This window comes from Comamonas sp. lk, assembly GCF_900564145.1.
Classification (GTDB): domain Bacteria; phylum Pseudomonadota; class Gammaproteobacteria; order Burkholderiales; family Burkholderiaceae_C; genus Comamonas.
Genome location: NZ_UOOB01000001.1, coordinates 1,812,527 through 1,837,975 on the forward strand (window position 1 = coordinate 1,812,527; position 25,449 = coordinate 1,837,975).

The window sequence follows — 25,449 nt, forward strand, 5'->3', positions numbered from 1 at the left end:
GAAAGGCCCAAAAAAACCGCCTTGCGGCGGCGTGTCGCTGCGCACGGACGTCAGCGCGAGCCTGCCACCAGCGCCTCGCGTTGCGCCTGCCAGGACGCCGACAACTTGCCGCGCAGCAACTGGCTGACGCCCACCTCGAGGCGTCCCAGGGCGATGGCTTCGATCAGGTCGGGGGCCAGTTGCGCCAGTCGGCTCATCTTGCTGGCTTGACCGAGGTCGATGCCTTCGGCCGCTGCGATCTCGGTCATCGAACTGAACCGTCCTTCGTCCAGCAGGCGCTGCCAGTGGTGCGCGAGGCCGAGCGCCCGCATCAGGGACGTGTCCTGCGCCATCTCGCGCACCTGCCGCTCACGGCGGGCCTCGTCCAGGAACTCCTGCGGCGCGTCCAGCGGCGTGATGACCTGCTTCTTCAAACCCCTGCGCACCAACGTCCAGGGCAGGAAGGTTTCCATCTGCACGCCGCCAGCAGGCAGCGGCGTCTGATACGTCACTGGGTCGCCCTTGGCGTGGCCGCGATGCTTCTTGCTCACACATCCTCCTCAAAACTGGCCATGAGCTGGCGCTGGGCCTGCCAGTCGACCATCAGGCGGTTTCGCTGAAACCACATCAGCGTCAACCGCCGTGGCTGCTTGCCCGCCATGAACTGCTCGATGATGTCCGGGGCCAGCAGGGTCAGGCGCAGCAGTTCGTTGACTACCGAGTGGTGCAGCTTTTCGGCGCGAGCGATAGCCGACCCGCTCTGCATCGCGCCGGTGTCCAGCAGGTGCTGCCAGTAGAAGGCCCGTGCCACACCGTCGAGCAGGGTCACGTCGTGGACGCTGCGCTCGTCGGCAGCCACGCGTTGGACGCCTCGGCGGCGAAACGTCAGGGGCACAAAGGTTTCCATCGACTCGTCCATCAGGCTTCGACCTCCAGCAGTTCAGCACCAATGCTGTCCGGGGCGAACTCCGCGATGAGCGCGTTCCAACCTACGTCACGCCACTTCACCTTGATCCCCTGCACCTCGCCCGCGTGGACGAGGTCGATGCGCTCGATCATCAGATTGGCGATGCGGTGGCGCTCGACCGGGAACAGCTGATCCCACACGTTGTTGAGGCGTCCCATCGCCATCACGGTGGTGGCCTCGTCGATCTGGGCCCCGTTGCGTTGGATGTGCCGCACCACCGACGCCACCGTTTCCGGGCTGGTCAGCACCGTTCGGATCTGGGCCACCACCGCCCCCTCGATCTCCGGCGCGGGCAGGCGCTCGTAGCCTTTGCCCGGCGCGCCGAACCGCGCTTCCGACTTGGACACGTAGTAGTGGTACTTGCGCCCGTTCTTGCGCGAGTAGGTCGGGTACATCCGCTCGCCCGATGGCGCGTATAGCAGGCCGCGCAGCAAGGCGTCGGTGCGCGACCTGATCTTGGTTTCGACCGACCGGGTGTGACCGTCCTTGGCCAGCACCTCGTGAACCCGCCCCCACAGACCGGGATCGATGATGGCTTGATGCACGCCGGGGTACCAGCTGCCCTTGTGCGACAACTCCCCGAGGTAGATGCGGTTGCGCAGCAGCTTGTGCAGGTACTTCTTGTCGATGCGCGTGCCCGCCCGCGTCTGGCCGTCCTGCGTCGTCCACGCCTTGGTCGTGATGCCATCCAGCGTCAGGTTGGCGGCAATCTGGGTGGGCGAGCCGATGGTCAGCATCTCCTCGAAGATGCGCCGCACCACCGCAGCCTCGGTTTCGTTGATGACCAGCAGGCGGTTCTCGACGTCGTAGCCCAGGGGTGGTACGCCGCCCATCCACATCCCTTTGCGTTTGCTGGCGGCGATCTTGTCGCGGATGCGCTCGCCGGTGACCTCGCGCTCGAACTGGGCGAAGGACAGCAGCACGTTGAGCATCAGCCGTCCCATTGACGTGGTGGTGTTGAACTGCTGCGTGACCGACACAAACGACACGCCGTGGCGCTCGAACACCTCGACCATCTTGGAGAAGTCGGCGAGGCTGCGCGTCAGGCGGTCGATCTTGTAGACCACCACTATGTCGATCTGGCCGCGCTCGATGTCCGCCATCAGGCGTTTCAGCCCGGGTCGATCCGTGTTGCCGCCGGAGAAGCCGGGGTCGTCGTAGTCGTCGGCCACCGGAATCCAGCCCTCGGCGCGCTGGCTGGCGACGTAGGCGTGGCCAGCCTCCTTCTGGGCATCGATGGAGTTGAACTCCTGGTCAAGGCGCTCGTCCGACGACACCCGGCAGTAGACCGCGCAGCGCTTGCGTGCCTTGGGCGAGGCAATCTGTGCAGCGTCGCTCATTGCGCACCTGCCTTGCCGGTCAGGCCGAAGAACAGCGGGCCCGACCAGTGCGTGCCGGTGATCTGGCGGGCCACGGCGGTCAGGCTCTTGAACGTGCTGCCCTCGTACTCGAACAGGCCGTCGGCGGTCACCGCCACCTTGTGCTCGCGGTCGCCCCATTCGCGCAGCAGCACGGTGCCGGGCGCGAAGTTGATGTCGCGCGGACGGGCCCGCAGCTTGATCTTGGAGTGCTTGGCACCGATGGCCTCCAGTCGCTGGCGGGTGTTGTGTGCCAGACCGCCGAAGACCTCCTCCTGCATCTTGTAGGCGATCCGCGACTCGATGAAGGCGCGGTTGGGGTTGATGGGGCGGCTGCTGAAGTACCGATCCCACACCGGCCACAGCTCGGCGATGGGCAGACTGGACAGCGCCGCGATCTGCGCGGCGACGGATGCTTGTTTCTCGTTCATCACAACTTCTCCTGTGGATAGGGGGTTGGATGAACGCGCTGGTCGGGCAGGAAGCCAAGGCCAACTTCTCTCTGTTTTGGCGCTTCTGCGACGACGGTGCGGACGATGGCGGCCGCAAGGATGGCGGTAATTTCGCCAGCACGGGCGCTGGCGGACATCTCCGAGGGAGATGCGAGTTCGAGGTTCTTCATGACGGCTCCGGGGAATAGCAACCGTCAGGGATAGTGAGCCTCATCTTCCGAAGCGGATGGCAACGTAGGGCAATTCCGTTGCGTTCCACATTTCGCAAGACTTTCTTGCGCACAGGCGTTAGCAAGAGTAGAATGACGTTTTCCGGAGGTGCCAACCCATGCTCGACAAGACCTCGCACAAGCTGATCGGCTTCCGCGTGAAGGCGGCGCGCGAGGCCAAGGGCTGGACGCAGGATCAGCTCACCGAAGGCCTCGGCCTGAACGACCGCCAGTCGGTTTCCGACATCGAAAACGGAAAGCGCATGCTGCGGGCGGAGGAGATGCTCGCCCTGACCGATCTGCTGGATCGGGACATCGAGTTCTTCATCGACCCCTTCGCCGTCGCGGGCGAGGCGCAATTCAACTGGCGAGCCGATCCCGGCGTGTCGGAGGACAGCCTGGACGGCTTCGAACTGAAGGCTGGCCAATGGATCGGGCTGCTGCGCTGGCTGCGCGAACAGCGCGACAGCCGGGCCAGCGTGCTCAAGCGCGCCCTGCGCCTGTCCACCCAGTCGTCCTACGAGGATGCGCAGGAGCGCGCGGAAAGCCTGGCAGCAGAGCTCGACCTGGGCGTCATTCCTGCCGAGACCCTGATCGACAAGGTCGAGCGCGAACTGGACATTCCGGTGCTGTTCGTGGACACGGTCGAGACTGCAGACGGCAAGTCGATCTCCGGTGCGACCTGCCATCTGGAGGAGATGGGCGTCATCCTCATCAACCGCAACGAAAGCGAGGCTCGGCGCTTCTTCGATCTCGCCCACGAACTTTTCCACGCGCTGACGTGGGATGCGATGAAGCCCGAGCATCGGGAGTCGAACTCCTTCGAGGAGCGCACCAAGGGCAAACGCGTCGAGCAGCTAGCCAACAGCTTCGCGGCTGCGCTGCTGATGCCGCGTGCCTCGCTCGACAAACTCATCGACAAGGAACGCGTCAACGACATCGCGCATCTGTGCGAGGTCGCGGCCTTGCTGCGGGTCGCGCCCGTGGCGCTGGCGTGGCGGCTGTTCAACCTCAAGCTCATCGGTGACGACACTCGGCAAAGCCTCTCTCAAGAGAAGCAGCGGCCCTCCGTGTCCGGGCCACCCAAGCGGTTCTCTGCGTCCTTCGTGAAGATGCTTCACGAGGCGCTGGAGAACGGACGGCTTTCGGCGCGCAAGGCCGCCAAAGCCATCGGCATTGGCCTTGGCGGACTGACCGAACTGTTCGGCCAGTACGACCTGCCCGCTCCGTTCGAGCTTTGAGGTGAATACCGTATGCCTCAAGTGCGCGTATTCGCTGACACGAACGTCATCCTCGAAGCATTTCGCTCACGGTGCTGGACAGCCATCACAACGCACTTCGCCGTCGAAACGGTCGAGAAATGCGTCGAGGAAACGCTGACCGGCGACCCCACCGATCCTCGCCATGTGGCGGTTGCGCCCGCTGAACTGCACGCGGGCCTCACCGCCCGGTATCCCGTCACTCGCAAGGAACTGGCCGCGTTGGTCACCAGCCAGCCTGGCTGCATGACGCTGGACGACGGCGAAAAACACCTGTTCGCGTGGCTGCATGCCAGCAAGCTCCTGCCCAGCAACGTCATCGTCGTGACCACTGCCGACAAGGCGGCCCTGGTGGCATCGAATGGACTGGGCTGGCTCAACAGCATGACCTCGCTGGAAGACCTCGCCCGAAAGGCTGGCGTCGGTCGCGTCAACCTCGACGCCTTGGCCTTGCAGTACCGCGAGGACTGGCTGTCCAGCATCAAGACCAAGATCATGTTGGGAATCATCCCGTGAATGTCGAGCCGCGCTGACGGTGCCGACGCAAGGGAGGCCACTCAGCATCAATCCAAGGAGCATCGAGTGGCCCAGAAGTCTCACAAGAACAACAAGCACATCGCCGAACTGATCGAATCGGCAACCGTCACCGCGCTCCAGCTTCTGGCGCAGGTCGACAAGTTCGCCATGCTCGGCGGCATCGATGCGTCTCTGCCTGATGATCAGGCGCGCGCGGCGCTGCGCGAGCACATCCTCAAGATCAGGCGCGAGGACATCACCATTGCCGATCAGGAGGCCGTGCGACTTCTCCAGCTCGTCCGATTCCGTACCGAGGAGATGCTGGAGCACGCCTATCGGGAACTGGAGTTCGAGCAGCACGCGGAGATCGCCACCTTCGACAAGTCGGCGGATGCGATGACCCGGCTGATCTGGTTGCACGTCAAGGCGTCGCGCGTTTTCGACCAGATCGAGACCATCTACCTGACCCACCATTTCCACGGGCACAAGAAGTTCCTGGGGTTCACGGTGCGCGATGGCGACGGGCGTGACTTCCAGTGGACGCCGGAAGTCGAGAAGAAGCTGCACGAAGGCGTGGGCGAAATCCTCGAGCTGGACGACGAGGCCAAGCAGAACTGCGAGCTGATTCACTTCGAGATGGACGAAGGCGATGCGGACGCCAAGCGACGCATGCACTATCTGGTCGTCTATCACCCCGGGAAGATGAAGCTGCTGCGGCAGATGAAGGATCGTCGCCGTGATCTCCTAGTCTTCACACCCGCACTGGAAGCGACGCTGGTGTACGACCCGGCAGCGAACAAGGTGCATGTGCTCTCGGACAAGCGCGGCACGGCGCAACGCCTCGCGGATCGCTTCGTCGCCGTCGGCTTCGACAAACCGCTCTCGAAGCAGCCCGTCGGGGCCATCAGCTACGAGCTGGGTATGTTCAAGAGCTCGGTCAACCTGCGCACCGCAACCGCCAAGGGTGCGGTGATCCTGGACGCATGGATTTCGTCGATCACCGTGACCCTCGGGCATACACGGCACAGCGTCACTTTTGCGATGGCGAACAGCGACAGCGTCTGGAGCGTGTCCGACAGGCATTTCGGCGACCACAACCCCTTGTCCAGCTGCCGTTCCGTGATCGAGGTGAAGCTCTCGTTCTCGATCCGTTTCGACGGCGAGCAGGATTCGCGCGCGCTGGACATCACGGTCGATCACCGGGGCTCGTGCAATCTGCTGAATCTGCCTGATCCACGCCTGCGCCAATGCGGTGAAGACATCCTGACTTCGCTGGGCGTGATGAAGCGAGTCGAACCGGCGAAGGTCGGTGCCGACCTTGCTCTGTTCCGAGCCGAGATGAAGTTGCTCGATCTTGCGGGCCACGAGGCGGATGGACACCTGCTGACAGCGCTTGGTCTGACCGCCACCGATCTGGTGAGCAAGGGTCTGCTCAAGCAGAAGGCTCCGGGCGACTACATCACCGTCCCCGTTGAGGATGCCGACGGCCAGCAGGGGTTCCGCCGACTGAAGGTCATGTTCAACAGCACCAGCACATCGGCAGTTGATGACGTCACCGGCGAACGCTTCGACCTGGCTGAAGGCGACCTTTGCCGATACGACATCAGCAAGGGCTACCTGCGTGAGCGTCTCGACGAGCTGCTCCGTCCCCAACTGGTCGACATGCCGTTGACCGTGGACGAAGAGGAGCCCTATGTGCTCGGCAACTACCGGTTGGGCGATCAGCGCATTCCGGTCGCGCTGGTGTCCCGGCTGTGGGAGCCCAAGCACGCAGACAAACTCGACACAAAGCTGCGGCAGTCGAATCTCGGCCTCACCATCGTGTTGTCGACGACGGCGGGCCAGCCGCGCCGCTACCTTGGGCCCGGCATCGTTGTCTCACTGGACGCGCTCGCCAAGGACGTCAACGGGAAGGTGTCGATTGATCTCGCGCCGGTCGATGCTGAGATTCGTCGTCGGCAATCCGAAGCGTCCGTGATCGACACGCCGCGTTTGATCAAGGACGACGCACGCAGCGGCACGCTGCACGGGCCGTGGCCCGATCCGTGGACGCTGACCAAGAAGGAGTGGCTCGATGTGGTCGAGGTGTTCGTCAATGGCTGGACATCCGGGCGGCGCAAGTGGTCAAAGGCTCAGATCGAGTCTGCGTCGGGCGTTTCATTTCGCACGATGGCCGAACTGTTCCGAGGCGCACCGGAATGGCAGACGTATTTCCGTGGCGCAGATGGCAATGCCAAACCCCGAGTTTGGGAACTGAACATCGGCACGCCCGACTATCTGGGCTCCTCGCAAGCCACTGGCGACCAGCCAGCGGAATCCGAAATGGCTTGAGGGACACGCCCTTGTAATTTCCGCGCGATTTCTGCGTGAAGGCTGCGAAATATCGCAAGCCTTGCGGCAAGAAAGTAGGAGCACCCCAACGAAAGGAGTGCTCCTCATGCAAAACGAAGTCCCTTCCATTCAATCCAGCCGGTATCCCAACCGGCCCAAACCGGACGGTGCCACGCGCATCGCCCTTGACGAAAACGAACTGGCCATCCGCTGGGGACTTTCCGTCAAGACCCTGCGCCGCTGGCGGCAGGAACAGCTCGGCCCGGTCTTCTGCAAGCTCGGTGCCCGCGTCACCTACCTGATCTCCGAGATCGAAGCCTTCGAGCGTCGCGTTTCGCGGCACTCGACCTTCACTCGCGTGTACCAGTGAGGAGGACGGCCATGAGCGATCTGACCATCTTCCCCGCCGATCTGGCGGCCATGAGCATCGCCCAGCTGGTGGCGCTGCCGATCAACGATTTCGTCGCTGCCGAGCGCAATGTCGACGAGGCCACTGCTTACCTCAAGCAGCTGCGCGTCAAGCTGGATGCTGCCAAGCTCCAGCGCTACGGCGAGCAGGCCCGTAGCGCGCTACGGGATTCCGGCCGCGACTTCGGCACCGCCCACGTCAGCGACGGTGCGCTGCACGTCAAGTACGAGCTCCCCAAAAAGGTGACCTGGAGCCAGACCATCCTCAAGGAGATGGCCGAGCGCATTGTCGCCTCGGGCGACAAGGTCGAGGACTACATCGACATCAAGTTGTCGGTATCCGAGTCCCGCTACACCAATTGGCCCACCGCGCTGCAGGAGCAGTTCGCCGCCGCGCGCACCGTCGAGGAAGGCAAGCCGACCATCACCCTGACGCTCGATGGGGGTGCCGCATGAAAATGCTCCCCATTGTGTCCGCCGTCGAGCGGATGGCCGAGCGCAAGGGCGTGAAGTTGCTGATGCTGGGCAAGTCCGGCATCGGCAAGACCACGCGACTCAAAGACCTCGACCCTGCCACCACGCTGTTCCTCGACATCGAGGCCGGTGACTTGGCGGTGGCCGACTGGCCGGGTGACACCATCCGTCCGGACTCGTGGCCAGAGAGCCGCGACTTCTTCGTGTTCCTTGCGGGCCCGGACAAGTCGCTGCCGCCGGAGAGCGCCTTCTCGCAGGCGCACTACGACCACGTCATCGAGAAGTTTGGCGACCCGGCGCAACTCGACCGCTACCAAACCTTCTTCCTCGACTCGATCACCCAGCTGTCCCGCCAGTGCTTCGCGTGGTGCAAGACGCAGCCGGGTGCCGTCAGCGACCGCTCCGGTAAGCCCGACCTGCGCGCGGCCTATGGCCTGCTCGGCCAGGAAATGATCAGCGCATTGACCCACTTGCAGCACGCACGCGGCAAGAACGTGGTGTTCGTGGCGATCCTCGACGAACGCCTCGATGACTACAACCGCAAGGTGTTCGTCCCGCAGATCGAAGGCAGCAAAACCAGCCTGGAGCTGCCCGGCATCGTGGATGAGGTCGTGACGCTGGCCGAGATCAAGGCCGAGGACGGCAGTACCTACCGCGCCTTCGTCACCCACACCGTCAACCCCTACGGCTTTCCGGCCAAAGACCGCAGCGGTCGTCTCGACCTGCTGGAGCCGCCGCATCTCGGCGCGCTCATCGCCAAGTGCGCGGGCGCATCCGCCGCGCCCACCGCCTCGACCGCCCCCGCACAAACCGAATCTCAGGAGTAATCGCCATGAACAGCCAATCCACCAGCAGCAACTGGAACGACTTCAACGACGCCGAATCGCAGCAGTCCGGCTTTGATCTGATCCCCAAGGGCACTGTTGTTCCGGTGCGCATGACCCTCAAGCCAGGCGGGTATGACGATCCGTCGCAGGGCTGGGGCGGCGGCTACGCCACTGAGTCCTTCGAAACAGGCTCGGTCTACCTCGCCGCCGAATTCGTGGTCACCGCTGGCGACCACGCCAAACGCAAGATGTGGTCGAACATTGGCCTGCACTCCAAGAAGGGCCCGACCTGGGGTCAGATGGGGCGCAGCTTCATCCGCGCCGCGCTCAACAGCGCTCGCAACGTCCACCCACAGGACAACAGCCCGCAGGCTGCGGCAGCGCGCCGCATCCAAGGCTTCCACGAACTGGATGGCCTTGAGTTCCTCGCCCGCGTCGACATCGAGAAGGACGGCAAGGGCCAGGACCGCAACGTGGTCAAAGTGGCGGTCGAGCCCGATCACCCCGACTACGCCAAGTTGATGGGCGTGCCGACCAAGGCTTCAGGCGGCGGCACTTCCGGCGCACCGACGCAGGCAGCACCCGCTTACCAGGCCCCGGCTCAGCAACGCGCACCCGTGACGGGCAAACCGTCGTGGGCGCAGTGAGGGAGGTCGCCATGAATGCATCCATCCTCACTGCCAGCCACTACGGCGTTGTGCGATTCGGCGACCTGCAATGCGAGGCCGTCGTCCTGAATGGCGGCGAGCGCGGCTATGTCCGTCGCCAGCTCATGAAGTTGCTGGGTTTTGCCGAGCGCCAAAGGGGTGACCGTTTTGCCGGTTTTCTGCGGGAAATCGCGCCTAACTCATTGTCATCATTGAATAAACAAGAGGCGACAATTCTGCTGCCGTCGGGCCAAAAGGCTCAGTTCTTCCCCGCCGGCATCATTGCCGACGTCGCATCGGCGGTCGTCAACGCCGCCATCGACGGCACGCTGCACAAAGCACGGCGGGGCATCGTCCCCAACTGCATGAAGATCATGCGGGCGCTGGCTACCACCGGCGAGGTCGCGCTGATCGACGAGGCCACTGGCTACCAGCACCACCGCGCACCGGATGCGCTGCAGGAGCTGATCTCCAAGTTGCTGCGCCAGTCCTGCGCATCGTGGGAGCGCCGTTTCCACCCGGACTACTACCGCGCCATCTATCGGTTGTTCGGCTGGAAGTACCAGGGCCACGACCAGAACCCTCCGCACGTCGTCGGCCAGATCACACTGCGCTGGGTCTACGGGCCGGTGCTGCCAGAAGACTTGCTGGGCGAGATCCGCAATCGCAAGGGCATCTCGCAGAAGCACCACCAGTGGCTGTCCGATCAGGGACTCGCGCATTTGGAATCGCAGATTCACGCGGTCACGGCGATTGCGCGCAGTTCGATGAGCTATCCCGACTTCAAGCGCCGCTGCGAGGCCGCCTTTGCTGGCGCTGCCCTGCAGTTGGGCCTGCTGCTCGATGAACTCGAGGAGGGGGCGTGAAATGCTGGGTCTGCAAACGACAGGCTCGGGGCTACGGCCACACCGACAACCGCCACGGTGTGGGCGATCCCCGGCGTTACCCCATCGACTGGGTGTTCTGTTCGCGTCGCTGCCAGGAGGCGTTTCACGCGCTGTACGGCAACTGGCAACGGGCCAAGGAAGGTCGCATCGACAAGATGGAGGTCGCCATGATCGATCCGTCTGATGTCGAACTGGCCGCAATGCGCCATTGCCTCAAAGCCTTCGGTGAGGCAGCGGGCGAGATCGGTTTCACCAAGCCGCTGGGCGACTACTCAGAAACCGAGGCCCTGCGGGTGATCGATGCCATCGTCACCTGCTGGTCGGACGCGATGGTCGCGCACCACGAGGCTACCAAGTACCCGCCGGTGCGGGGGATGACCCCTGCACCCGATCCGCTGGCACCCGACGTCGCCAATCCGTTCGCGGATCTGGAGGACGACCTGCCCTGGGAAGAGCCGAAGGGGAAGAAGCCATGATGGACTTCAACTCCACTTCAAGCATCTCGGGTCAGATCACTGCGCTGGTCGACGCGGGGATGCACAGGGCTCGCGCCCAGCAGTCCGAGCGCCAGTACCTCGGGGCCTCGCGTCTCGGCGTGGCCTGCGAGCGCGCGCTGCAGTTCGAGTACGCCAAGGCGCCTATCGACTACGGACGGGATATTCCGGGCCGGATGCTGCGCATCTTCGAGCGTGGCCACGTCATGGAGGACTGCATGGTCACGTGGCTTCGGGACGCAGGTTTTGACCTGCGCACCCGAAAGGCCGACGGCGAGCAGTTCGGATTCTCGGTGGCCGATGGTCGCCTGCAGGGCCACGTCGACGGCGTCATTGTAGGGGGTCCGGAGGGCTTCGCTTACCCCGCGCTCTGGGAATGCAAGTGCCTTGGCAACAAGTCCTGGAGCGACCTTGAGAAAAAGGGCTTGGCCATCTCCAAGCCCATCTACGCCGCGCAAGTGGCGATCTACCAAGCCTATCTCGAACTGCACGAGCACCCGGCGATCTTCACGGCGCTCAACGCCGACACGATGGAGATCTACACCGAGCTCGTGCCATTTGACGCGGCGCTTGCCCAGCGCATGTCGGATCGGGCGGTGAAGGTCATCACGGCGACCGAGGCAGGCGAACTGCTACCACGCGCCTTCCACGACTCGACCCACTTCGAATGCCGGATGTGCGCTTGGCAAGACCGCTGCTGGAGGACGACATGAGCAACGACACGCAATTCATCGGATGTGTCGAACCAATGATCGACGCCAAGCAGGCCGCTGCCGCACTACGCCTGCCGTACTACTGGTTCGCCGACCCGCAGATGCGCAGCAAGTACAAGATTCCCCACTACCTGATGGGCGGTCTGGTGCGCTATCGGCCATCCGAACTGTCTGCGTGGGCAGCCCGCAGCACCGCCGCGCAAGGGCGCACCGGTAACGCCGATGGTGAGGAGGCCGAATGACTCTCGACTTCAACGACGTCGCGCCACTGCCCGACCCCAACCGCCGCACCCTCAGCGATGCCGAACGCGAAGAACTGCGTGCTGAACTGCTCGCGCGTCTTGAATCCGTTCTGATCACCTTGTTTCCTGCGGGCAAGAAGCGCCGGGGCAAGTTCCTGATCGGCGACGTGCTGGGCAGTCCCGGCGACAGCCTCGAGGTGGTGCTCGATGGCGAGAAGGCCGGACTGTGGACGGATCGAGCCACTGGCGATGGCGGCGACATCTATGCACTGATCGCCGCGCACCTTGGTATCGACGTGCTGAACGACTTTCCGCGCGTGCTCGACGCCGCAGCCGATCTGCTCGGACGCTCGCGTTCCGCACCAGTACGCAAGGCCAGCAAGAAGGACGTGCCGGTCGACGAACTCGGCCCCGCCACCGCGAAGTGGGACTATCTCGACGCCCAAGGCCATCTCATCGCCGTTGTCTACCGCTATGACCCGCCCGGGCAGAAGAAGCAGTTCCGGCCCTGGGATGCCAAGCGGCGCAAGATGGCACCGCCCGACCCGCGTCCGCTCTACAACCAGCCAGGGATGACCAGTGCCGCGCAGGTGGTGCTGGTCGAGGGCGAGAAATGCGCGCAGGCCCTGATCGACGCGGGCATCGTGGCCACCACGGCAATGCACGGGGCGAACGCTCCGGTCGATAAAACCGACTGGTCGCCGCTGTCCGGCAAGGCTGTGCTGATCTGGCCCGACCGCGACAAACCGGGCTGGGAGTACGCCACGCAGGCGGCACAGGCGATCTTGTCGGCGGGAGCCAAATCCTGCCGCGTCCTCTATCCGCCCGAAGAAGCCGCCGAGGGCTGGGACGTGGCGGACGCCATCGCCGAGGGCTTCGATGTCGCCACCTTCCTCACCCACGGCCCACGTTTGCAGATGCACGACGTGGCCGATGACGTTGATCCGGTCGTCAGCAGCGACGAATCCGTCTGGGGTACGGAGGACGCGCTGGCGCTGTCCTTCACGCGCCGCTACCACCGCGACTGGCGCTACGTGGCTGGCTGGGGAAAGTGGCTGGTGTGGGACGGGCAACGCTGGCGCACCGAGGATACGCTGGCGGCCACGGACTTGATCCGTAGCGTCTGCCGCCAGACGGCTGTGCGCGCCGACAACCCCAAGGTTGCTGCCAAATTGGCCAGCGCAGGAACGGTCGGCGGTGTGGAACGCCTGGCGCGCGCTGACCGCAGGCACGCGGCCACCACCGACGAATGGGATGCAGATCCGTGGCTGCTCAACACGCCAGGCGGTGTGGTCGATCTCAAGACAGGCCGGATGCGCCCGCACGAGCGCGCCGACCGGATGACCAAGATCACCACAGCCACGCCCAGCGGCGACTGCCCGACCTGGAGGCAGTTCATCGACGAGGTCACTGGTGGCGACAAGGAGCTGCAGTCCTACCTGCAACGGATGGTCGGTTACGCGCTGACCGGGTCGACGCAAGAGCACGCGCTGTTTTTCCTGTACGGCACAGGCGCTAACGGCAAGTCGGTGTTCGTCAACACGCTGGCCACCATCCTGGGTGATTACGCGACCAACGCGCCGATGGACACGTTCATGGAAACGCGCACCGACCGGCACCCGACCGATATGGCGGGACTGCGCGGCGCGCGCTTCGTGGCGGCCATCGAAACTGAACAGGGAAAACGTTGGGCCGAGTCCAAGCTCAAGAACCTCACCGGTGGCGACAAGATCTCAGCGCGCTTCATGCGCCAGGACTTCTTCGAGTTCTTCCCGCAGTTCAAGTTGTTCGTGGCGGGCAACCACAAGCCCGCCATTCGCAATATCGACGAGGCGATGAAACGCAGGCTGCACCTGATCCCTTTCACGATCACCGTGCCGCCCGAGCGCCGCGACAAGAACCTGCAACAGAAGCTCCAGGCCGAACGTGACGGCATCCTCGCGTGGGCCGTGCAGGGCTGTCTCGACTGGCAGCGCCACGGACGACTCTCTCCACCGCAGCGCGTGGTGGACGCCACCGAGGAGTATTTCGAAGCCGAGGACGCCCTGGGCCGCTGGCTCGATGAGCGCTGCGTGCGCGAGGCCAACGCTAAGTCGCTGACCGCCGAGTTGTTCAACGACTGGAAACAGTGGGCGGAAGCCGCTGGCGAGTTTGTCGGCGCACAACGCCGCTTTTCCGATCTGCTCATCACGCGCGGGTTGGACAAATGGCGCAACGGAATGGGCGTGCGCGGGTTTCAGGGCATTGGCCTCAAGCACCCACCGACCCCTGCCTACACCCCTTACGCGGACGACTGACCCCATGAAAACCACGCGGTCTGACGCAGCTGACGCAGTTTGTCGTAACTCCTACGCGTGCGCGTGTGCGCGCGCCTCATGGGGAGTTTCGTCACGAAGTGTCAGCTGCGTCAGATCTGCACCGGATAAGGACTGACACCATGACCACGAGCATCCTCGCCCTCGATCTGGGCACCACCACCGGCTGGGCACTGCGCGGCAGCGACGGCCATATCACGAGCGGCTCCGAGAGCTTCCGGCCGCAGCGCTTCGAAGGCGGCGGAATGCGCTTCCTGCGCTTCAAACGCTGGCTCACCGAACTGAAGGCCGTCACCAGCGGCATCGACTGCCTGCACTTCGAGGAGGTACGTCGCCACGTCTCGACCGATGCTGCCCACGCCTACGGCGGTTTCCTTGCCACGCTCACCGCCTGGTGCGAACACCACCAGATCCCGTACCAAGGCGTGCCCGTCGGCACAATCAAGAAGCACGCTACGGGCAAGGGCAACGCTGGCAAGGACGATGTGATCGCTTCTGTCACCGCGCGCGGGCACGCGCCTGTCGACGACAACGAGGCCGATGCCCTGGCGCTGCTGCACTGGGCGATCCAGCATCACGACGACGTCCAGGAGGTGTGACGTGAAAGTTCCCACACCCCAGTACCGCTGCCCCCTCGGGCGGCTGCAACCCCAGGCCACCGATCTGGACGCCATCAAGGAACGTGGCTGGCGTGATCAGCACATCCTGGTGGTCAACGCATCCGATGAACGTCTGGACTTCATCGAGCGAGAGATCGTGCGCCGCATTGGCGAACGTTTGTACGGAGGGGCTCGTCATGGCTGAATGGACGATTGAGGATGTGGCGGCCCGCTTCGAGGAGGCCGCCAGCACCGGACGACGCCTGCCCCCTGTGCGTGTGCAGGGCTACTTCAACACGTGGCCTGTCATCGTGCGCAAGGAGTGGGAGACGTTCGCAGCCGACGAGCACGTCTATCGACCGTTCCCACCGACACCCGACGCCATCGACCGGATGCTGGAGACGATGAAGTGGGTGCAGTGGTTGGAGATCGAGCAGCGCCACCTTGTGTGGATGCGCGCCAAGCGCTACGGCTGGCGAGACATCACGATCCGCTTTGCCTGCGACCGCACGACGGCGTGGCGTCGCTGGCAGCGGGCGCTGGAAATCGTGGCCGAGAAGCTCAACAGCGAAGGCATCCGTGCGCCTTCCAAAATCGTAGGCCAAGCAGGGTAATGCTTGCCGCGTTTGTCCTTCGTTTCCTGCGTTTGTCCCTTTTGACGCTGGCCGAGGCTGCAACAAATCACCCCGGTCAGGGGTAGTATTTCAGCTATCTTCTGGACAGCGGTGACGGTTGAGGAAGTGGCCCAAGGCAAAAGGGGTCCTTCCTGGCCAAAACCCAATGCGGGGGGCGACAGCGCGACGCTTTTTTAGCGTCAGGGTGCGAACCAAGGTTCGCACGGTTCGCAGTTCGCACCCCGTCAGTTCGCACCAACCACACCAACCCGCCCACGGTTTTCCGTCGGCGGGTTTTCCATTTCTGGGACGCCAATTTTGAACACACTCAACGTCGAGTACCGCAAGGTCGAGGCGCTGATTCCCTACGCCCGCAATCCGCGCACGCATACCGAGGATCAGGTGGCCAAGATCGCCGCCAGCATCGTCGAGTACGGCTGGACGAACCCGGTACTGGTGGACGGCGACAACGGGATCATCGCGGGTCATGGTCGTCTGGCCGCCGCGCGCAAGCTGGGTCTGGATCAGGTGCCGATCATCGAACTGGCCCATCTGTCGCCGACGCAGAAGCGCGCCTACGTCATCTCCGATAACCGGCTGGCGCTCGACGCGGGTTGGAATGAGGAACTGCTGGCGTTGGAGCTGGCCGAGTTGTCCGAGGCTGGGTACGACCTTGCTCTGACGGGATTCGAGGATGCCGAGATCGATGCATTGCTCGCAGACGGCGTGGTTTCCGATGACGCAGACCAGGGGCAGGATGCAGACGACACGGACACTGCTGATGACGTGCCCGATGCGCCGGTCGTCCCGGTGTCGCGCATCGGCGATGTCTGGGCCATTGGTCAGCACCGCCTGATCTGCGGCGATGCTACTGATTCGTCCGTCGTCGCCACGCTGATGCAAGGCGACGCGGCACGGCTCTGCTTCACCTCACCGCCTTACGGCAACCAGCGCGACTACACCTCCGGCGGCGTCAAGGATTGGGATGGCCTGATGCGCGGCGTGTTCGGCCTTGTGCCGATGGCCGACGACGGCCAGGTACTGGTCAACCTCGGGCTGATCCATCGCGACAACGAAGTCATCGCGTATTGGGATGGCTGGCTCGACTGGATGCGCACCCAAGGCTGGCGGCGCTTCGCGTGGTACGTCTGGGATCAGGGGCCGGGGATGCCCGGCGACTGGCAAGGGCGACTGGCTCCGAGCTTCGAGTTTGTTTTTCACTTCAACCGCGCCAGCCTCAAACCCAACAAGATCGTGCCCTGCAAGCACGCGGGGCTGGAATCGCATCTGCGCGCCGATGGCTCGTCCACGGCGATGCGTGGCAAGGACGGTGAAGTCGGCGGCTGGACACACAAGGGCCAGCCGACGCAGGACACACGGATTCCAGACTCGGTGATCCGCGTGATGCGCCACAAGGGCAAGATCGGTCAGGACATCGACCACCCCGCCGTGTTCCCGGTAGCGCTGCCGGAGTTCGTGATCGAGGCCTATACGGACACGGGCGACCTCGTGTTCGAACCTTTCGGCGGCAGCGGTACGACGATGCTGGCCGCGCAGCGCACTGGTCGCGTCTGCCGCACAGTCGAGATCGCACCGGAGTACGTGGACGTCGCCATCAAACGCTTCCAGCAGAACCACCCCGGTGTGCCTGTCACTTTGCTGGCCACGGGTCAGTCCTTCGACGACGTGGCCGACGACCGTCTGGTCACCACGGAGGCTGCGCAATGAACGCCTCGTGGTTTGCCGACAAGATCGAGCAATGGCCGACAGCCAAACTGCTGCCCTATGCTCGCAACGCCCGCACCCACTCGGATGATCAGGTGGCGCAGATTGCAGCATCGATTGCCGAGTTTGGATTCACCAATCCGATCCTGGCCGGTAGCGACGGCATCATCGTCGCCGGACACGGGCGGCTCGCCGCCGCTCAGAAACTCGGGTTGGATGTGGTGCCGGTGGTCGTGCTCGACCATCTGAGCGCCACGCAGCGCCGGGCGCTGGTGATCGCGGACAACCGCATCGCCGAGAACGCGGGCTGGGACGACGCCATGCTGCGCATCGAGATTGCAACCCTGCAGGACGATGACTTCGACGTGTCGCTCACCGGCTTCGATGTCGATGCGCTGGCCGAACTGATGGCGGGCGATGAGCCGGACAACGATGGCCAGAGCGACGAGGATGCGGTGCCGGAGGTTGGTGAGACGCCGATCTCCCGCCCGGGTGATGTCTGGATCATGGGGTCGCACCGCCTACTGTGCGGCGACTCGACCGTGGCCGAGAGCTACGACGTTTTGCTGCAGGGCTCGCCGGTGGACATGGTGTTCACCGATCCGCCGTACAACGTGAACTACGCCAACAGCGCCAAGGACAAGATGCGCGGCAAGGATCGCGCGATCCTCAACGACAACCTGGGCGACGGGTTCTACGACTTCCTGCTGGCGGCATTGACGCCCACCGTGGCGCATTGCCGGGGCGGTATCTACGTGGCGATGTCTTCCAGCGAACTGGATGTGCTGCAGGCCGCCTTCCGCGCAGCCGGTGGCAAGTGGTCGACCTTCATCATCTGGGCCAAGAACACCTTCACGCTGGGCCGCGCCGACTACCAGCGCCAGTACGAGCCGATCCTGTACGGTTGGCCCGAGGGCGCGCAACGCCACTGGTGTGGCGACCGCGATCAGGGCGATGTGTGGGCTATCAAGAAGCCGCAGAAGAACGATCTACATCCGACGATGAAGCCGGTGGAGCTGGTCGAGCGAGCCATCCGCAATTCGAGCCGCCCGGGTAACGTGGTGCTCGATCCGTTCGGTGGTTCTGGCACAACGTTGATTGCGGCCGAAAAGTCGGGGCGCGTCGCGCGGCTGATCGAACTCGATCCAAAGTACGTGGATGTGATCGTGCGCCGGTGGGAGGACTTCACCGGCCAGACGGCTGTCCGCGAGGCAGCAGACCAGGAATTGTGCGCCAGTTGAATGGCTGGCCGGGCTGCTTGGCCTCTTCTTCCTCGGCGATGCGCCGTAGGATTTGCAGGGTGGTGAGATCGCGCGGCAGTGCCATGCACATGACGCGCACAGCCTGCTCGATGGAGATGTCTGGACGCCGGTTGGCAATCAGCCAACGCAGTGCCTGCTCCCGTTCGGTGGCGAGCGCTTTCATCAGGCAGCCATCTCTTCGCAGATTTCGCAGTGGATCACAAAGCCTGTCAGGTAAGGCAGGCCGCGCGGGATGCCGTACTGCTTACTGGTCTGGCGGCCAATCGTCCAGCCCATCCAACGTTGGGTGGCGGCGTTGATCGCATCCTGCAAGGCTTGGCCTTGGTACAAGCCGTTCTGGACGTCGTCGGCAAAGTGGCGTCCGTGGCGACTGTCGAGGAAGGTCCGCACCGATTCGAGGGGCTGGTGGGTGGCGTCCGAAATGGCGTTCATGGCCAGGGGCCATGCGGCGCTGGCGTGTTCGTTCATCGTGCCCCAAAAACCCCAGGCTTCGTTCTGGGTGGTGGGGATCTGGTTGGTGGTCATGATGTCTTCTCCGGGTTGATCGTTGCGACACCTGTAGTAACGCGCTGTTCGATTGAGAAGCCAAGCTGTTCCTGGCTTCTTTCTCGATCAATTTTGCTTACCCGAGACGGGCTACGTAGCGGGCGTAATCACCGCCCTCGGGATTGACGTAGAGGTAAGGACGTCCGGGAGCAGTGACCTCGACGCAGAGGTAGCCGTCGCCAGTGCCGCCACCCTTGCCACGCAGCCAGTCGCGTGAAACCAGCAGGCTGAGCCCAAAGGCGTCGAATTCGGCAGGGGTGAGCTCCTTGGTCTCGGTGACGTAGACCTTGTGCTGGTCGCTCCCGCCCAGTTCGCCGAGGTCGGCAGGTTTGCGTGCAAACGGCAGGCGGATGCTCAACTCTTCGACCTGGAGGCTTTGGCCTGCGAACTGCAGAGTGCGTGGGGTGCGTTCGATGGTGATGGTCATGGTGCTCATGGCGGTTTTCCTGGTATGGCGTCGTCAATCACGACATCTGTATGAACGCGCTGGTGGGGAGAGAAGCCAAGCTATTCATGGCTCCTCTCGCCATCTTTTCAGGTGATGCGGTACACCCGCTCACCGCCCTGCGGTTTGTCCGACACGATGGTCAGGCCAAGTTTTTTCTTGAAGGCTCCGGCGAAGGTGCCGCGCACCGTGTGCGCCTGCCAACCGGTGGCGGTGCAGATCTGGTCGATGGTTGCGCCCTCGGGGCGTTGCAGCATCCGGATCACTTCGGCCTGCTTGCTGTTCTCGCGGGTACGCGGCTTGACCCACGTGGCTTCGGCGGCGGTTACGGCCGCTTCCAGTTCGGGATCGCTCGCGGCCGCAGGCGCGCCTTCAGCGTTGGCGATGATCCGGTCGAGATTGGCTTCGAACTGACCGATGCCCTTCCTGTTCACGTCGGGACGCGAAATGCCCAGGGCGTCGTAGCCCTCCGCAGCGACAAGCCAGTCGGTGCCATCGGTGGTGATCAGTGCGCGGTTGAAAAGTCCGTCGAGCACCTTCTTGCGTGCGCCGCCTTTGATGTTGTCGGGGAACCAGTCGATCTTGCCGCTGGTGTGTTCAACCGCGTGGGCCAGGATCGCTTGCTGGGCAGGGGTCAGTTGAGTGGTGGTCATGTTTTGCTCCTTCGATGTGGTGGACGGTGATGTGATGAACGCGCTGTTCTCAAGTGAAGCCAAGCGCTTTCTGCTTGGCTTCTTCGCTTCGCAATCAGGTGTTGGCCTTGTCTGACGGGTTGGCATTGCGCCCCTGCTCGAGACCCGCGTTGAAGGCGGCTTCAAGCGCATCGCGTAGGCACCAGACCGCCACATCGTGGAAATCGAGGCTGTCCGAGCGGCGGGTTTCCAGGGTTTCGATGCCCAGCTTGTTTTGCGCGATCTGGGTCAGGAGTTGTTCGAGCTTGCTCATGTCCGTGTCCTTTCATGGTGTTGATGACGAACGTATGAACGCGCTGTTCCAGATGGAAGCCAAGCTCAATCCGCAGGAATGACGAACAAATGATTGAAGGTGCCCCGAAGGGGAAATATGGGTATTTCGATTCGTGCCTACGCACGCCACCGAGGGGTGTCCGATGCGGCGGTGCGCAAGGCCATCGCTGCGGGGCGCGTCACACCGGAGGCAGACGGAACGATTGATGCCGAGCGCGTCGACCGGGAATGGGCACGCAATTCCGATGCGCCGCGCAACGGAACGGCCACCCGCGCCGTCAAGGTCGCCGTCCAGGAATCCAGCGGGGCCACAGGAGACGGGCAAGCAGCCTCATTGGCAACATCCGCAGCAGGTGGCACGTCCTTGCTCCAAGCGCGGACGGTCAACGAAGTGGTCAAGGCGCAAACCAACAAGGTGCGTCTGGCCCGCCTCAAGGGCGAGCTGGTGGATCGGCCACAGGCCATCGCCCATGTTTTCAAGCTGGCGCGCTCCGAACGCGATGCGTGGCTGAACTGGCCCGCACGCATCTCGGCACAAATGGCAGCCAAGCTCGGCGTCGATCCCCACACGATGCACATCGCCTTGGAGGCGGCGGTGCGTGAGCACCTGCAGGAACTGGGCGAGATGCGCCCGAGGGTGGATTGATGGACATGGACTACGAAGGCGCTGCCGAGATTGAACGCGCGTGGCGCGAAGGACTGACTCCCGACCCGCTGCTCACCGTGTCCGAATGGTCAGATCGCCACCGGATGCTCTCCAGCAAAGCCTCTGCCGAACCGGGTCGCTGGCGCACCAGCCGCACGCCTTACCTGAAAGCAATCATGGATTGCCTGTCGCCGACCTCGCCGGTCGAGCGCGTGGTGTTCATGAAAGCGGCACAGCTTGGCGCGACCGAGATGGGATCAAACTGGATCGGCTATGTGATCCATCACGCACCCGGGCCAATGATGGCGGTGTGGCCGACAGTGGAGATGGCTAAGCGCAACTCCAAGCAGCGCATCGATCCGCTGATTGAGGAGTCGTCCGCACTGGCTGAACTGATTGCACCGGCGCGCAGCCGGGATTCCGGCAACACCATCCTGGCCAAGGAGTTCAGGGGTGGCGTGCTGGTGATGACCGGGGCCAACAGCGCGGTCGGACTGCGCTCGATGCCGGTGCGCTACCTGTTTCTCGACGAGGTCGACGGCTACCCGCTGGACGTCGAGGGTGAAGGCGACGCGATCTCGCTGGCCGAGGCGCGCACGCGCACCTTCGCGCGACGCAAGATTTTCATCGTCTCGACGCCGACGATCTCGGGCGCAAGCGCCATCGAGCGCGAGTACGAAGCCAGCGATCAGCGCCGGTACTTCGTGCCGTGCCCACATTGCTCGCATCGGCAGTGGCTGCGCTTCGAGCAGCTGCGTTGGGACAAGGGCCAACCGGAAACCGCCGCCTACATCTGCGAGTCGTGCGATACCGCGATTGCCGAGCACCACAAGACCTGGATGCTGGAGCACGGTGAGTGGCGGGCGATGATCACCGATGGCCAGGGAAAGACGGCGGGGTTTCACCTGTCGTCGCTGTACAGCCCGGTGGGCTGGCGTGCTTGGCGCGAGATTGCCGCTGCGTGGGAGAGCGCAGTCAGCAAGGAATCCGGCTCGGCGGCTGCCATCAAAACCTTCAAGAACACCGAATTGGGCGAGTCTTGGGTCGAGGAAGGCGAAGCACCGGACTGGCAACGGCTGGTCGAGCGCCGCGAGGATTACCGGATTGGCTCCGTGCCACCGGGCGGATTACTGCTGGTGGGCGCAGCCGACGTGCAGAAGGATCGCATCGAGGCGTCGGTCTGGGCCTTCGGGCGCGGCAAGGAATCCTGGTTGGTCGAGCACCGGGTGCTGATGGGCGACACCGCCCGCGACACGGTATGGAAACGCCTCGCTGAAATGGTGGCCGAGAACTGGACGCACGCCTCGGGCGCATCGATGCCGCTGGCGCGCTTTGCGCTGGACACCGGCTTTGCCACGCAGGAGGCCTATGCCTTTGTGCGGGCCTGCCGCGATCCACGCGTGATGGCGGTCAAGGGCGTGGCTCGTGGCGCGGCGCTGATCGGCACGCCAACCGCCATCGATGTCTCACAGGGCGGCAAGAAGCTGCGCCGGGGCATCAAGGTGTTCTCGGTCGCCGGTGGCATCGCCAAGCTGGAGTTCTACAACAACCTGCGCAAGAGCGCGGATGTCGGCGAGGACGGGCTGACCACGGTGTTTCCAGCCGGGTTCGTCCACCTGCCCAAGATCGACGCCGAGTTCATCCAGCAGCTCTGCGCCGAGCAGTTGATCACCCGCCGCGACCGCAACGGCTTTCCGGTGCGCGAGTGGCAAAAGATGCGCGAGCGCAATGAGGCGCTCGACTGTTACGTCTACGCCCGCGCGGCCGCTTCGGCGGCGGGACTGGATCGTTTCGAGGAACGCCACTGGCGGGAACTGGAGCGACAACTGGGGTTGGCAAGTCCGTCACCTCCAGAACAACCAATCGAATCAAGCAACGAGGCCACCCAACGCGGTGGCCTCGCTGTTTCTGGCACCACCCCACGTCGGCGCGTCATCAAGAGCCGCTGGCTGTCCTGACCTTCAAAGGAGATTTTTATGAGTCTTGCTACCCGTATCGAAAGCCTGGTCATTCGCGTCGCGCAGGAGTTCAACGACGTCCGCGCCAAGGCAGGCAACCTTGCCAACCTCACCACCACCGACAAGTCGAATCTGGTCGCGGCCATCAACGAACTGCAGGCTGCTGTGGTGTCCTCTGCGGTAATTGATGATGCGCAGATCGCAACGACCAGCACTTACTCGTCCAACAAGATCGTCTCGCTGCTTGATGCGCTCAAGACTGAAATCTTGGGCGGTGCCGATGCGGCCTACGACACGCTGGTGGAAATCCAACAACTGCTGCAGAACGGCACCAGTGGTCTGGACGCTTTGCTCGCCGCCGTCAACAACCGCGTGCGCTTCGATGCCGCACAGTCGCTGACGGTTGCCGAACAACTTCAGGCCCGCAGCAACATCGGCGCTGTCGCAGCCAGCGATGTCGGCAACACCGACACCGACTTCGTCGCGGTCTTTGTGGGTGCGCTGGTCTGATGAGCCTCGCATCGCGGATCAGTGTGCTGGCCAGCCGTGTCGGAATCGAGGTCAAGACCAAGATCGACGCTACCCATCCCGGCTTGGCCCGCGCGTGGGTGTGCTTCGGCTATGTCGGCTCGCAAATCGTCGTGCGCGCATCGCACAACGTGGCCAGCGTCACCCGATTGGGGTCAGGCCGCTACCGCGTGACCTTCGCCACTGCCATGCCGGACGCCAACTACTGCTGGACGGCGCTCGCCCGCAGCAGCACCAACACCGGCACGCAGCGCATCGCCATCGTGCGATCCACCACCGACCAGAAGACCGCCCAGTACGTCGACATCAGTTGTGCCACCACGTCCGCATCCTTCGACGACTCCTCCGAAATCAACCTCACGGTGTACCGCTGATGGCCTACACACAAGCACACCTTGATGCATTGGAAGCGGCTCTGGTCAAAGGCGAAAAGCGCGTGACCTTTGGTGACAAGACCGTCGATTACCGCAGCGTCGATGAACTCAAGGCCGCCATCGCGGTGGTCAAGCGCGACATCTTTGAACAGGCCGCCGCCACCGGCCTATGGCCTGGTGCGCCGCGCCAGATCCGTGTCACCACGGGCAAGGGGTTCTGATGGCCTGGTATTCCAAAATCCGCAGCCTGTTCGGCCAATCTCCCATCCACGAAGCAGCAGGTCGCGGACGGCGATCCCTTGCGTGGATGCCGGGCAATCCCGGTGCCGTGGCGGCCATGCTCGCCACATCCAACGAGTTGCGCGTCAAATCCCGCGACCTTGTTCGCCGCAATGCGTGGGCCAATGCCGGTATCGAGGCCTTCGTCTCCAACGCGGTCGGCACCGGCATCAAGCCGCAGGCGATGGCCAAGGACGAAGCCTTTCGTGCTGACGTGCAAGCACTGTGGCGCGACTGGACGGAACAGGCTGACGCCACCGGGCAGACCGATTTCTACGGCTTGCAGGCGTTGGCTGCCCGCGCGATGTGCGAGGGCGGCGAATGTCTGATTCGGTTGCGTCCCCGTCGCCCCGAGGATGGTCTGGTCGTTCCCCTGCAATTGCAGTTGCTCGAGGCCGAACACCTGCCGCTGAATCTAAACACGGAACTGCCGTCCGGCAATGTCGTGCGCTCGGGCATCGAGTTCGATTCGATGGGGCGACGCGTGGCCTACCACCTGTACCGCTCGCACCCCGAGGATGGCCGACTGGCACCGATGTCCGGGCAAGGTGGCATGGACACCGTGCGCATCGACGCGCGGGAGATCATCCATCTGTACCGCGTCCTGCGCCCCGGACAGATTCGCGGCGAGCCGTGGTTGGCCCGTGCCTTGGTCAAGCTAAACGAGCTGGATCAGTACGACGATGCCGAACTGGTGCGCAAGAAAACCGCCGCGATGTTTGCAGGCTTCGTCACGCGACTCTCACCCGAGGACAACCTGCTCGGTGAGGGAATCCCGGATGACGCCGGTGTGGCGATGGCTGGTCTGGAACCCGGCACGATGCAAATCCTGGAGCCCGGCGAGGACGTGAAGTTCTCCGACCCCGCCGATGTCGGCGGCAGCTACGCCGAGTTTCTGCGTGCGCAATTTCGGGCCGTGGCTGCGGCCATCGGAATCACCTACGAGCAGCTGACAGGCGATCTCTCCGGGGTCAATTACTCGTCCATCCGGGCCGGGATGCTGGAGTTTCGCCGTCGCACCGAAGCCATCCAGCACGGTGTGCTGGTGCATCAGCTCTGCCGCCCCGTCTGGAATGCGTGGCTCGATCAGGCAGTGCTGGCCGGTGCGCTGACGGCACCGGGCTATGCCCGCCGCCGCCGCGAGTACGCCGCCTGCAAATGGATTCCGCAGGGTTGGCAATGGGTCGATCCGGAGAAGGAATTCAAGGCGATGTTGCTGGCGATCCGCGCCGGTCTGATGAGCCGTTCTGAAGCGATTTCGGCCTTCGGCTACGACGCCGAGGACGTCGACCGCGAAATCGCCGCCGACAACCAACGAGCCGATGACCTCGGCCTGATTTTCGACTCCGATCCGCGCCGCACTTCCAAGGATGGCGGCAGCGCTGAACCCAACTCGCAGGCCACCGACAGCAACGCTTCGTCCGCCTGAA

The 25,449-nt window shown here is 63.8% G+C and carries 33 protein-coding genes; 23 read left to right on the forward strand and 10 right to left on the reverse strand.

Annotated features, from left to right (window positions below; translation table 11 throughout):
• Positions 1 to 50: 50 nt before the first annotated feature.
• Genes EAO39_RS08215 through EAO39_RS08235 form a run of 5 tightly spaced genes read right to left on the reverse strand, consistent with a single transcriptional unit; the run spans position 51 to position 2,926 of the window.
• Entirely contained in the window at positions 51 to 530 is a 480-nt protein-coding gene (locus EAO39_RS08215; RefSeq protein WP_120966959.1) for a LacI family transcriptional regulator, read from the reverse strand.
• Positions 527 to 898, reverse strand: a complete 372-nt coding sequence (locus tag EAO39_RS08220) for a site-specific recombinase resolvase (RefSeq protein WP_120966960.1) — start codon at positions 896 to 898, stop codon at positions 527 to 529. The genes EAO39_RS08215 and EAO39_RS08220 overlap by 4 nt, the downstream gene beginning before the upstream one ends.
• Entirely contained in the window at positions 898 to 2,286 is a 1,389-nt protein-coding gene (locus EAO39_RS08225; RefSeq protein ID WP_120966961.1) for a recombinase family protein, read from the reverse strand. The genes EAO39_RS08220 and EAO39_RS08225 overlap by 1 nt, the downstream gene beginning before the upstream one ends.
• Positions 2,283 to 2,735 carry a DUF2924 domain-containing protein gene (locus EAO39_RS08230; RefSeq protein ID WP_039731096.1) on the reverse strand — a complete coding sequence of 151 codons (453 nt, stop codon included), beginning with the start codon at positions 2,733 to 2,735 and terminating at the stop codon, positions 2,283 to 2,285. The genes EAO39_RS08225 and EAO39_RS08230 overlap by 4 nt, the downstream gene beginning before the upstream one ends.
• Positions 2,735 to 2,926, reverse strand: coding sequence for a hypothetical protein (locus tag EAO39_RS08235; protein WP_120966962.1), 192 nt, complete (start codon positions 2,924 to 2,926; stop codon positions 2,735 to 2,737). The genes EAO39_RS08230 and EAO39_RS08235 overlap by 1 nt, the downstream gene beginning before the upstream one ends.
• Before the next feature lie 158 nt (positions 2,927 to 3,084).
• Here EAO39_RS08235 and EAO39_RS08240 point away from each other — a divergent pair, with 158 nt between their 5' ends.
• From EAO39_RS08240 to EAO39_RS08320, 17 genes are all read left to right on the forward strand, one after another.
• Positions 3,085 to 4,206 (forward strand): XRE family transcriptional regulator, encoded by a 1,122-nt coding sequence (locus EAO39_RS08240; protein WP_120966963.1) that lies wholly within the window; start codon positions 3,085 to 3,087, stop codon positions 4,204 to 4,206.
• 12 nt (positions 4,207 to 4,218) lie between these two features.
• Positions 4,219 to 4,740, forward strand: coding sequence for a hypothetical protein (locus EAO39_RS08245; RefSeq protein ID WP_120966964.1), 522 nt, complete (start codon positions 4,219 to 4,221; stop codon positions 4,738 to 4,740).
• Positions 4,741 to 4,806: 66 nt separating this feature from the next.
• Positions 4,807 to 7,071, forward strand: a complete 2,265-nt coding sequence (locus tag EAO39_RS08250) for a hypothetical protein (protein WP_162989499.1) — start codon at positions 4,807 to 4,809, stop codon at positions 7,069 to 7,071.
• Positions 7,072 to 7,177: 106 nt separating this feature from the next.
• Positions 7,178 to 7,441 (forward strand): DNA-binding protein, encoded by a 264-nt coding sequence (locus EAO39_RS08255; RefSeq protein WP_120966966.1) that lies wholly within the window; start codon positions 7,178 to 7,180, stop codon positions 7,439 to 7,441.
• Between the two features lie 11 nt (positions 7,442 to 7,452).
• Positions 7,453 to 7,935, forward strand: a complete 483-nt coding sequence (locus tag EAO39_RS08260; RefSeq protein ID WP_120966967.1) for a hypothetical protein — start codon at positions 7,453 to 7,455, stop codon at positions 7,933 to 7,935.
• Positions 7,932 to 8,780, forward strand: coding sequence for an ATP-binding protein (locus tag EAO39_RS08265; RefSeq protein ID WP_120966968.1), 849 nt, complete (start codon positions 7,932 to 7,934; stop codon positions 8,778 to 8,780). The genes EAO39_RS08260 and EAO39_RS08265 overlap by 4 nt, the downstream gene beginning before the upstream one ends.
• A gap of 5 nt (positions 8,781 to 8,785) precedes the next feature.
• Positions 8,786 to 9,427: a hypothetical protein gene (locus tag EAO39_RS08270; protein WP_120966969.1), complete on the forward strand. Its 642-nt coding sequence runs from the start codon at positions 8,786 to 8,788 to the stop codon at positions 9,425 to 9,427.
• A gap of 11 nt (positions 9,428 to 9,438) precedes the next feature.
• Positions 9,439 to 10,293 (forward strand): P63C domain-containing protein, encoded by an 855-nt coding sequence (locus EAO39_RS08275; RefSeq protein ID WP_120966970.1) that lies wholly within the window; start codon positions 9,439 to 9,441, stop codon positions 10,291 to 10,293.
• Positions 10,290 to 10,790, forward strand: a complete 501-nt coding sequence (locus EAO39_RS08280; RefSeq protein WP_120966971.1) for a DUF6511 domain-containing protein — start codon at positions 10,290 to 10,292, stop codon at positions 10,788 to 10,790. The genes EAO39_RS08275 and EAO39_RS08280 overlap by 4 nt, the downstream gene beginning before the upstream one ends.
• On the forward strand, positions 10,787 to 11,521 hold the full coding sequence (locus EAO39_RS08285) for a hypothetical protein (RefSeq protein WP_120966972.1): 735 nt from the start codon (positions 10,787 to 10,789) through the stop codon (positions 11,519 to 11,521). Before EAO39_RS08280 ends, EAO39_RS08285 begins: the two co-directional genes overlap by 4 nt.
• Positions 11,518 to 11,763: a hypothetical protein gene (locus EAO39_RS08290; protein WP_120966973.1), complete on the forward strand. Its 246-nt coding sequence runs from the start codon at positions 11,518 to 11,520 to the stop codon at positions 11,761 to 11,763. The genes EAO39_RS08285 and EAO39_RS08290 overlap by 4 nt, the downstream gene beginning before the upstream one ends.
• Positions 11,760 to 14,060: a phage/plasmid primase, P4 family gene (locus tag EAO39_RS08295; protein ID WP_120966974.1), complete on the forward strand. Its 2,301-nt coding sequence runs from the start codon at positions 11,760 to 11,762 to the stop codon at positions 14,058 to 14,060. The genes EAO39_RS08290 and EAO39_RS08295 overlap by 4 nt, the downstream gene beginning before the upstream one ends.
• A gap of 140 nt (positions 14,061 to 14,200) precedes the next feature.
• Positions 14,201 to 14,677 carry a hypothetical protein gene (locus tag EAO39_RS08300; RefSeq protein WP_120966975.1) on the forward strand — a complete coding sequence of 159 codons (477 nt, stop codon included), beginning with the start codon at positions 14,201 to 14,203 and terminating at the stop codon, positions 14,675 to 14,677.
• A gap of 1 nt (position 14,678) precedes the next feature.
• Positions 14,679 to 14,882: a hypothetical protein gene (locus EAO39_RS08305; RefSeq protein ID WP_009238689.1), complete on the forward strand. Its 204-nt coding sequence runs from the start codon at positions 14,679 to 14,681 to the stop codon at positions 14,880 to 14,882.
• Positions 14,875 to 15,291 (forward strand): DUF6362 family protein, encoded by a 417-nt coding sequence (locus EAO39_RS08310; RefSeq protein WP_120966976.1) that lies wholly within the window; start codon positions 14,875 to 14,877, stop codon positions 15,289 to 15,291. The genes EAO39_RS08305 and EAO39_RS08310 overlap by 8 nt, the downstream gene beginning before the upstream one ends.
• 318 nt (positions 15,292 to 15,609) lie before the next feature.
• A complete protein-coding gene (locus tag EAO39_RS08315) occupies positions 15,610 to 17,019 on the forward strand; it encodes a site-specific DNA-methyltransferase (protein ID WP_120966977.1) in 1,410 nt (469 codons plus the stop codon).
• Positions 17,016 to 18,257, forward strand: a complete 1,242-nt coding sequence (locus EAO39_RS08320; protein ID WP_120966978.1) for a site-specific DNA-methyltransferase — start codon at positions 17,016 to 17,018, stop codon at positions 18,255 to 18,257. Before EAO39_RS08315 ends, EAO39_RS08320 begins: the two co-directional genes overlap by 4 nt.
• Here the strand turns inward: EAO39_RS08320 and EAO39_RS08325 are convergent.
• From EAO39_RS08325 to EAO39_RS08345, 5 genes are all read right to left on the reverse strand, one after another.
• Positions 18,202 to 18,441 carry a hypothetical protein gene (locus tag EAO39_RS08325; protein WP_055451280.1) on the reverse strand — a complete coding sequence of 80 codons (240 nt, stop codon included), beginning with the start codon at positions 18,439 to 18,441 and terminating at the stop codon, positions 18,202 to 18,204. The two genes, EAO39_RS08320 and EAO39_RS08325, sit on opposite strands and share 56 nt — an antisense overlap.
• Positions 18,441 to 18,803 (reverse strand): hypothetical protein, encoded by a 363-nt coding sequence (locus tag EAO39_RS08330; RefSeq protein ID WP_120966979.1) that lies wholly within the window; start codon positions 18,801 to 18,803, stop codon positions 18,441 to 18,443. Before EAO39_RS08330 ends, EAO39_RS08325 begins: the two co-directional genes overlap by 1 nt.
• Positions 18,804 to 18,900: 97 nt before the next feature.
• Entirely contained in the window at positions 18,901 to 19,260 is a 360-nt protein-coding gene (locus tag EAO39_RS08335) for a hypothetical protein (protein WP_055451282.1), read from the reverse strand.
• Positions 19,261 to 19,358: 98 nt separating this feature from the next.
• A complete protein-coding gene (locus EAO39_RS08340; RefSeq protein ID WP_120966980.1) occupies positions 19,359 to 19,922 on the reverse strand; it encodes a DUF3489 domain-containing protein in 564 nt (187 codons plus the stop codon).
• 94 nt (positions 19,923 to 20,016) lie between these two features.
• On the reverse strand, positions 20,017 to 20,214 hold the full coding sequence (locus EAO39_RS08345) for a hypothetical protein (protein ID WP_055451284.1): 198 nt from the start codon (positions 20,212 to 20,214) through the stop codon (positions 20,017 to 20,019).
• 117 nt (positions 20,215 to 20,331) lie between these two features.
• Between EAO39_RS08345 and EAO39_RS08350 the strand changes: the two genes are divergently transcribed.
• The 6 genes from EAO39_RS08350 to EAO39_RS08375 are packed head-to-tail and all read left to right on the forward strand — an operon-like array spanning position 20,332 to position 25,448.
• Positions 20,332 to 20,880, forward strand: coding sequence for an elements of external origin (locus EAO39_RS08350; RefSeq protein WP_120966981.1), 549 nt, complete (start codon positions 20,332 to 20,334; stop codon positions 20,878 to 20,880).
• Positions 20,880 to 22,838: a phage terminase large subunit family protein gene (locus tag EAO39_RS08355; protein WP_120966982.1), complete on the forward strand. Its 1,959-nt coding sequence runs from the start codon at positions 20,880 to 20,882 to the stop codon at positions 22,836 to 22,838. The genes EAO39_RS08350 and EAO39_RS08355 overlap by 1 nt, the downstream gene beginning before the upstream one ends.
• An 18-nt stretch (positions 22,839 to 22,856) precedes the next feature.
• Positions 22,857 to 23,348 (forward strand): hypothetical protein, encoded by a 492-nt coding sequence (locus EAO39_RS08360; protein WP_120966983.1) that lies wholly within the window; start codon positions 22,857 to 22,859, stop codon positions 23,346 to 23,348.
• Entirely contained in the window at positions 23,348 to 23,740 is a 393-nt protein-coding gene (locus EAO39_RS08365; protein WP_120966984.1) for a hypothetical protein, read from the forward strand. Before EAO39_RS08360 ends, EAO39_RS08365 begins: the two co-directional genes overlap by 1 nt.
• Positions 23,740 to 23,961, forward strand: coding sequence for a hypothetical protein (locus EAO39_RS08370; RefSeq protein ID WP_120966985.1), 222 nt, complete (start codon positions 23,740 to 23,742; stop codon positions 23,959 to 23,961). Before EAO39_RS08365 ends, EAO39_RS08370 begins: the two co-directional genes overlap by 1 nt.
• Positions 23,961 to 25,448 (forward strand): phage portal protein, encoded by a 1,488-nt coding sequence (locus EAO39_RS08375; protein WP_120966986.1) that lies wholly within the window; start codon positions 23,961 to 23,963, stop codon positions 25,446 to 25,448. The genes EAO39_RS08370 and EAO39_RS08375 overlap by 1 nt, the downstream gene beginning before the upstream one ends.
• Position 25,449: the final 1 nt, after the last annotated feature.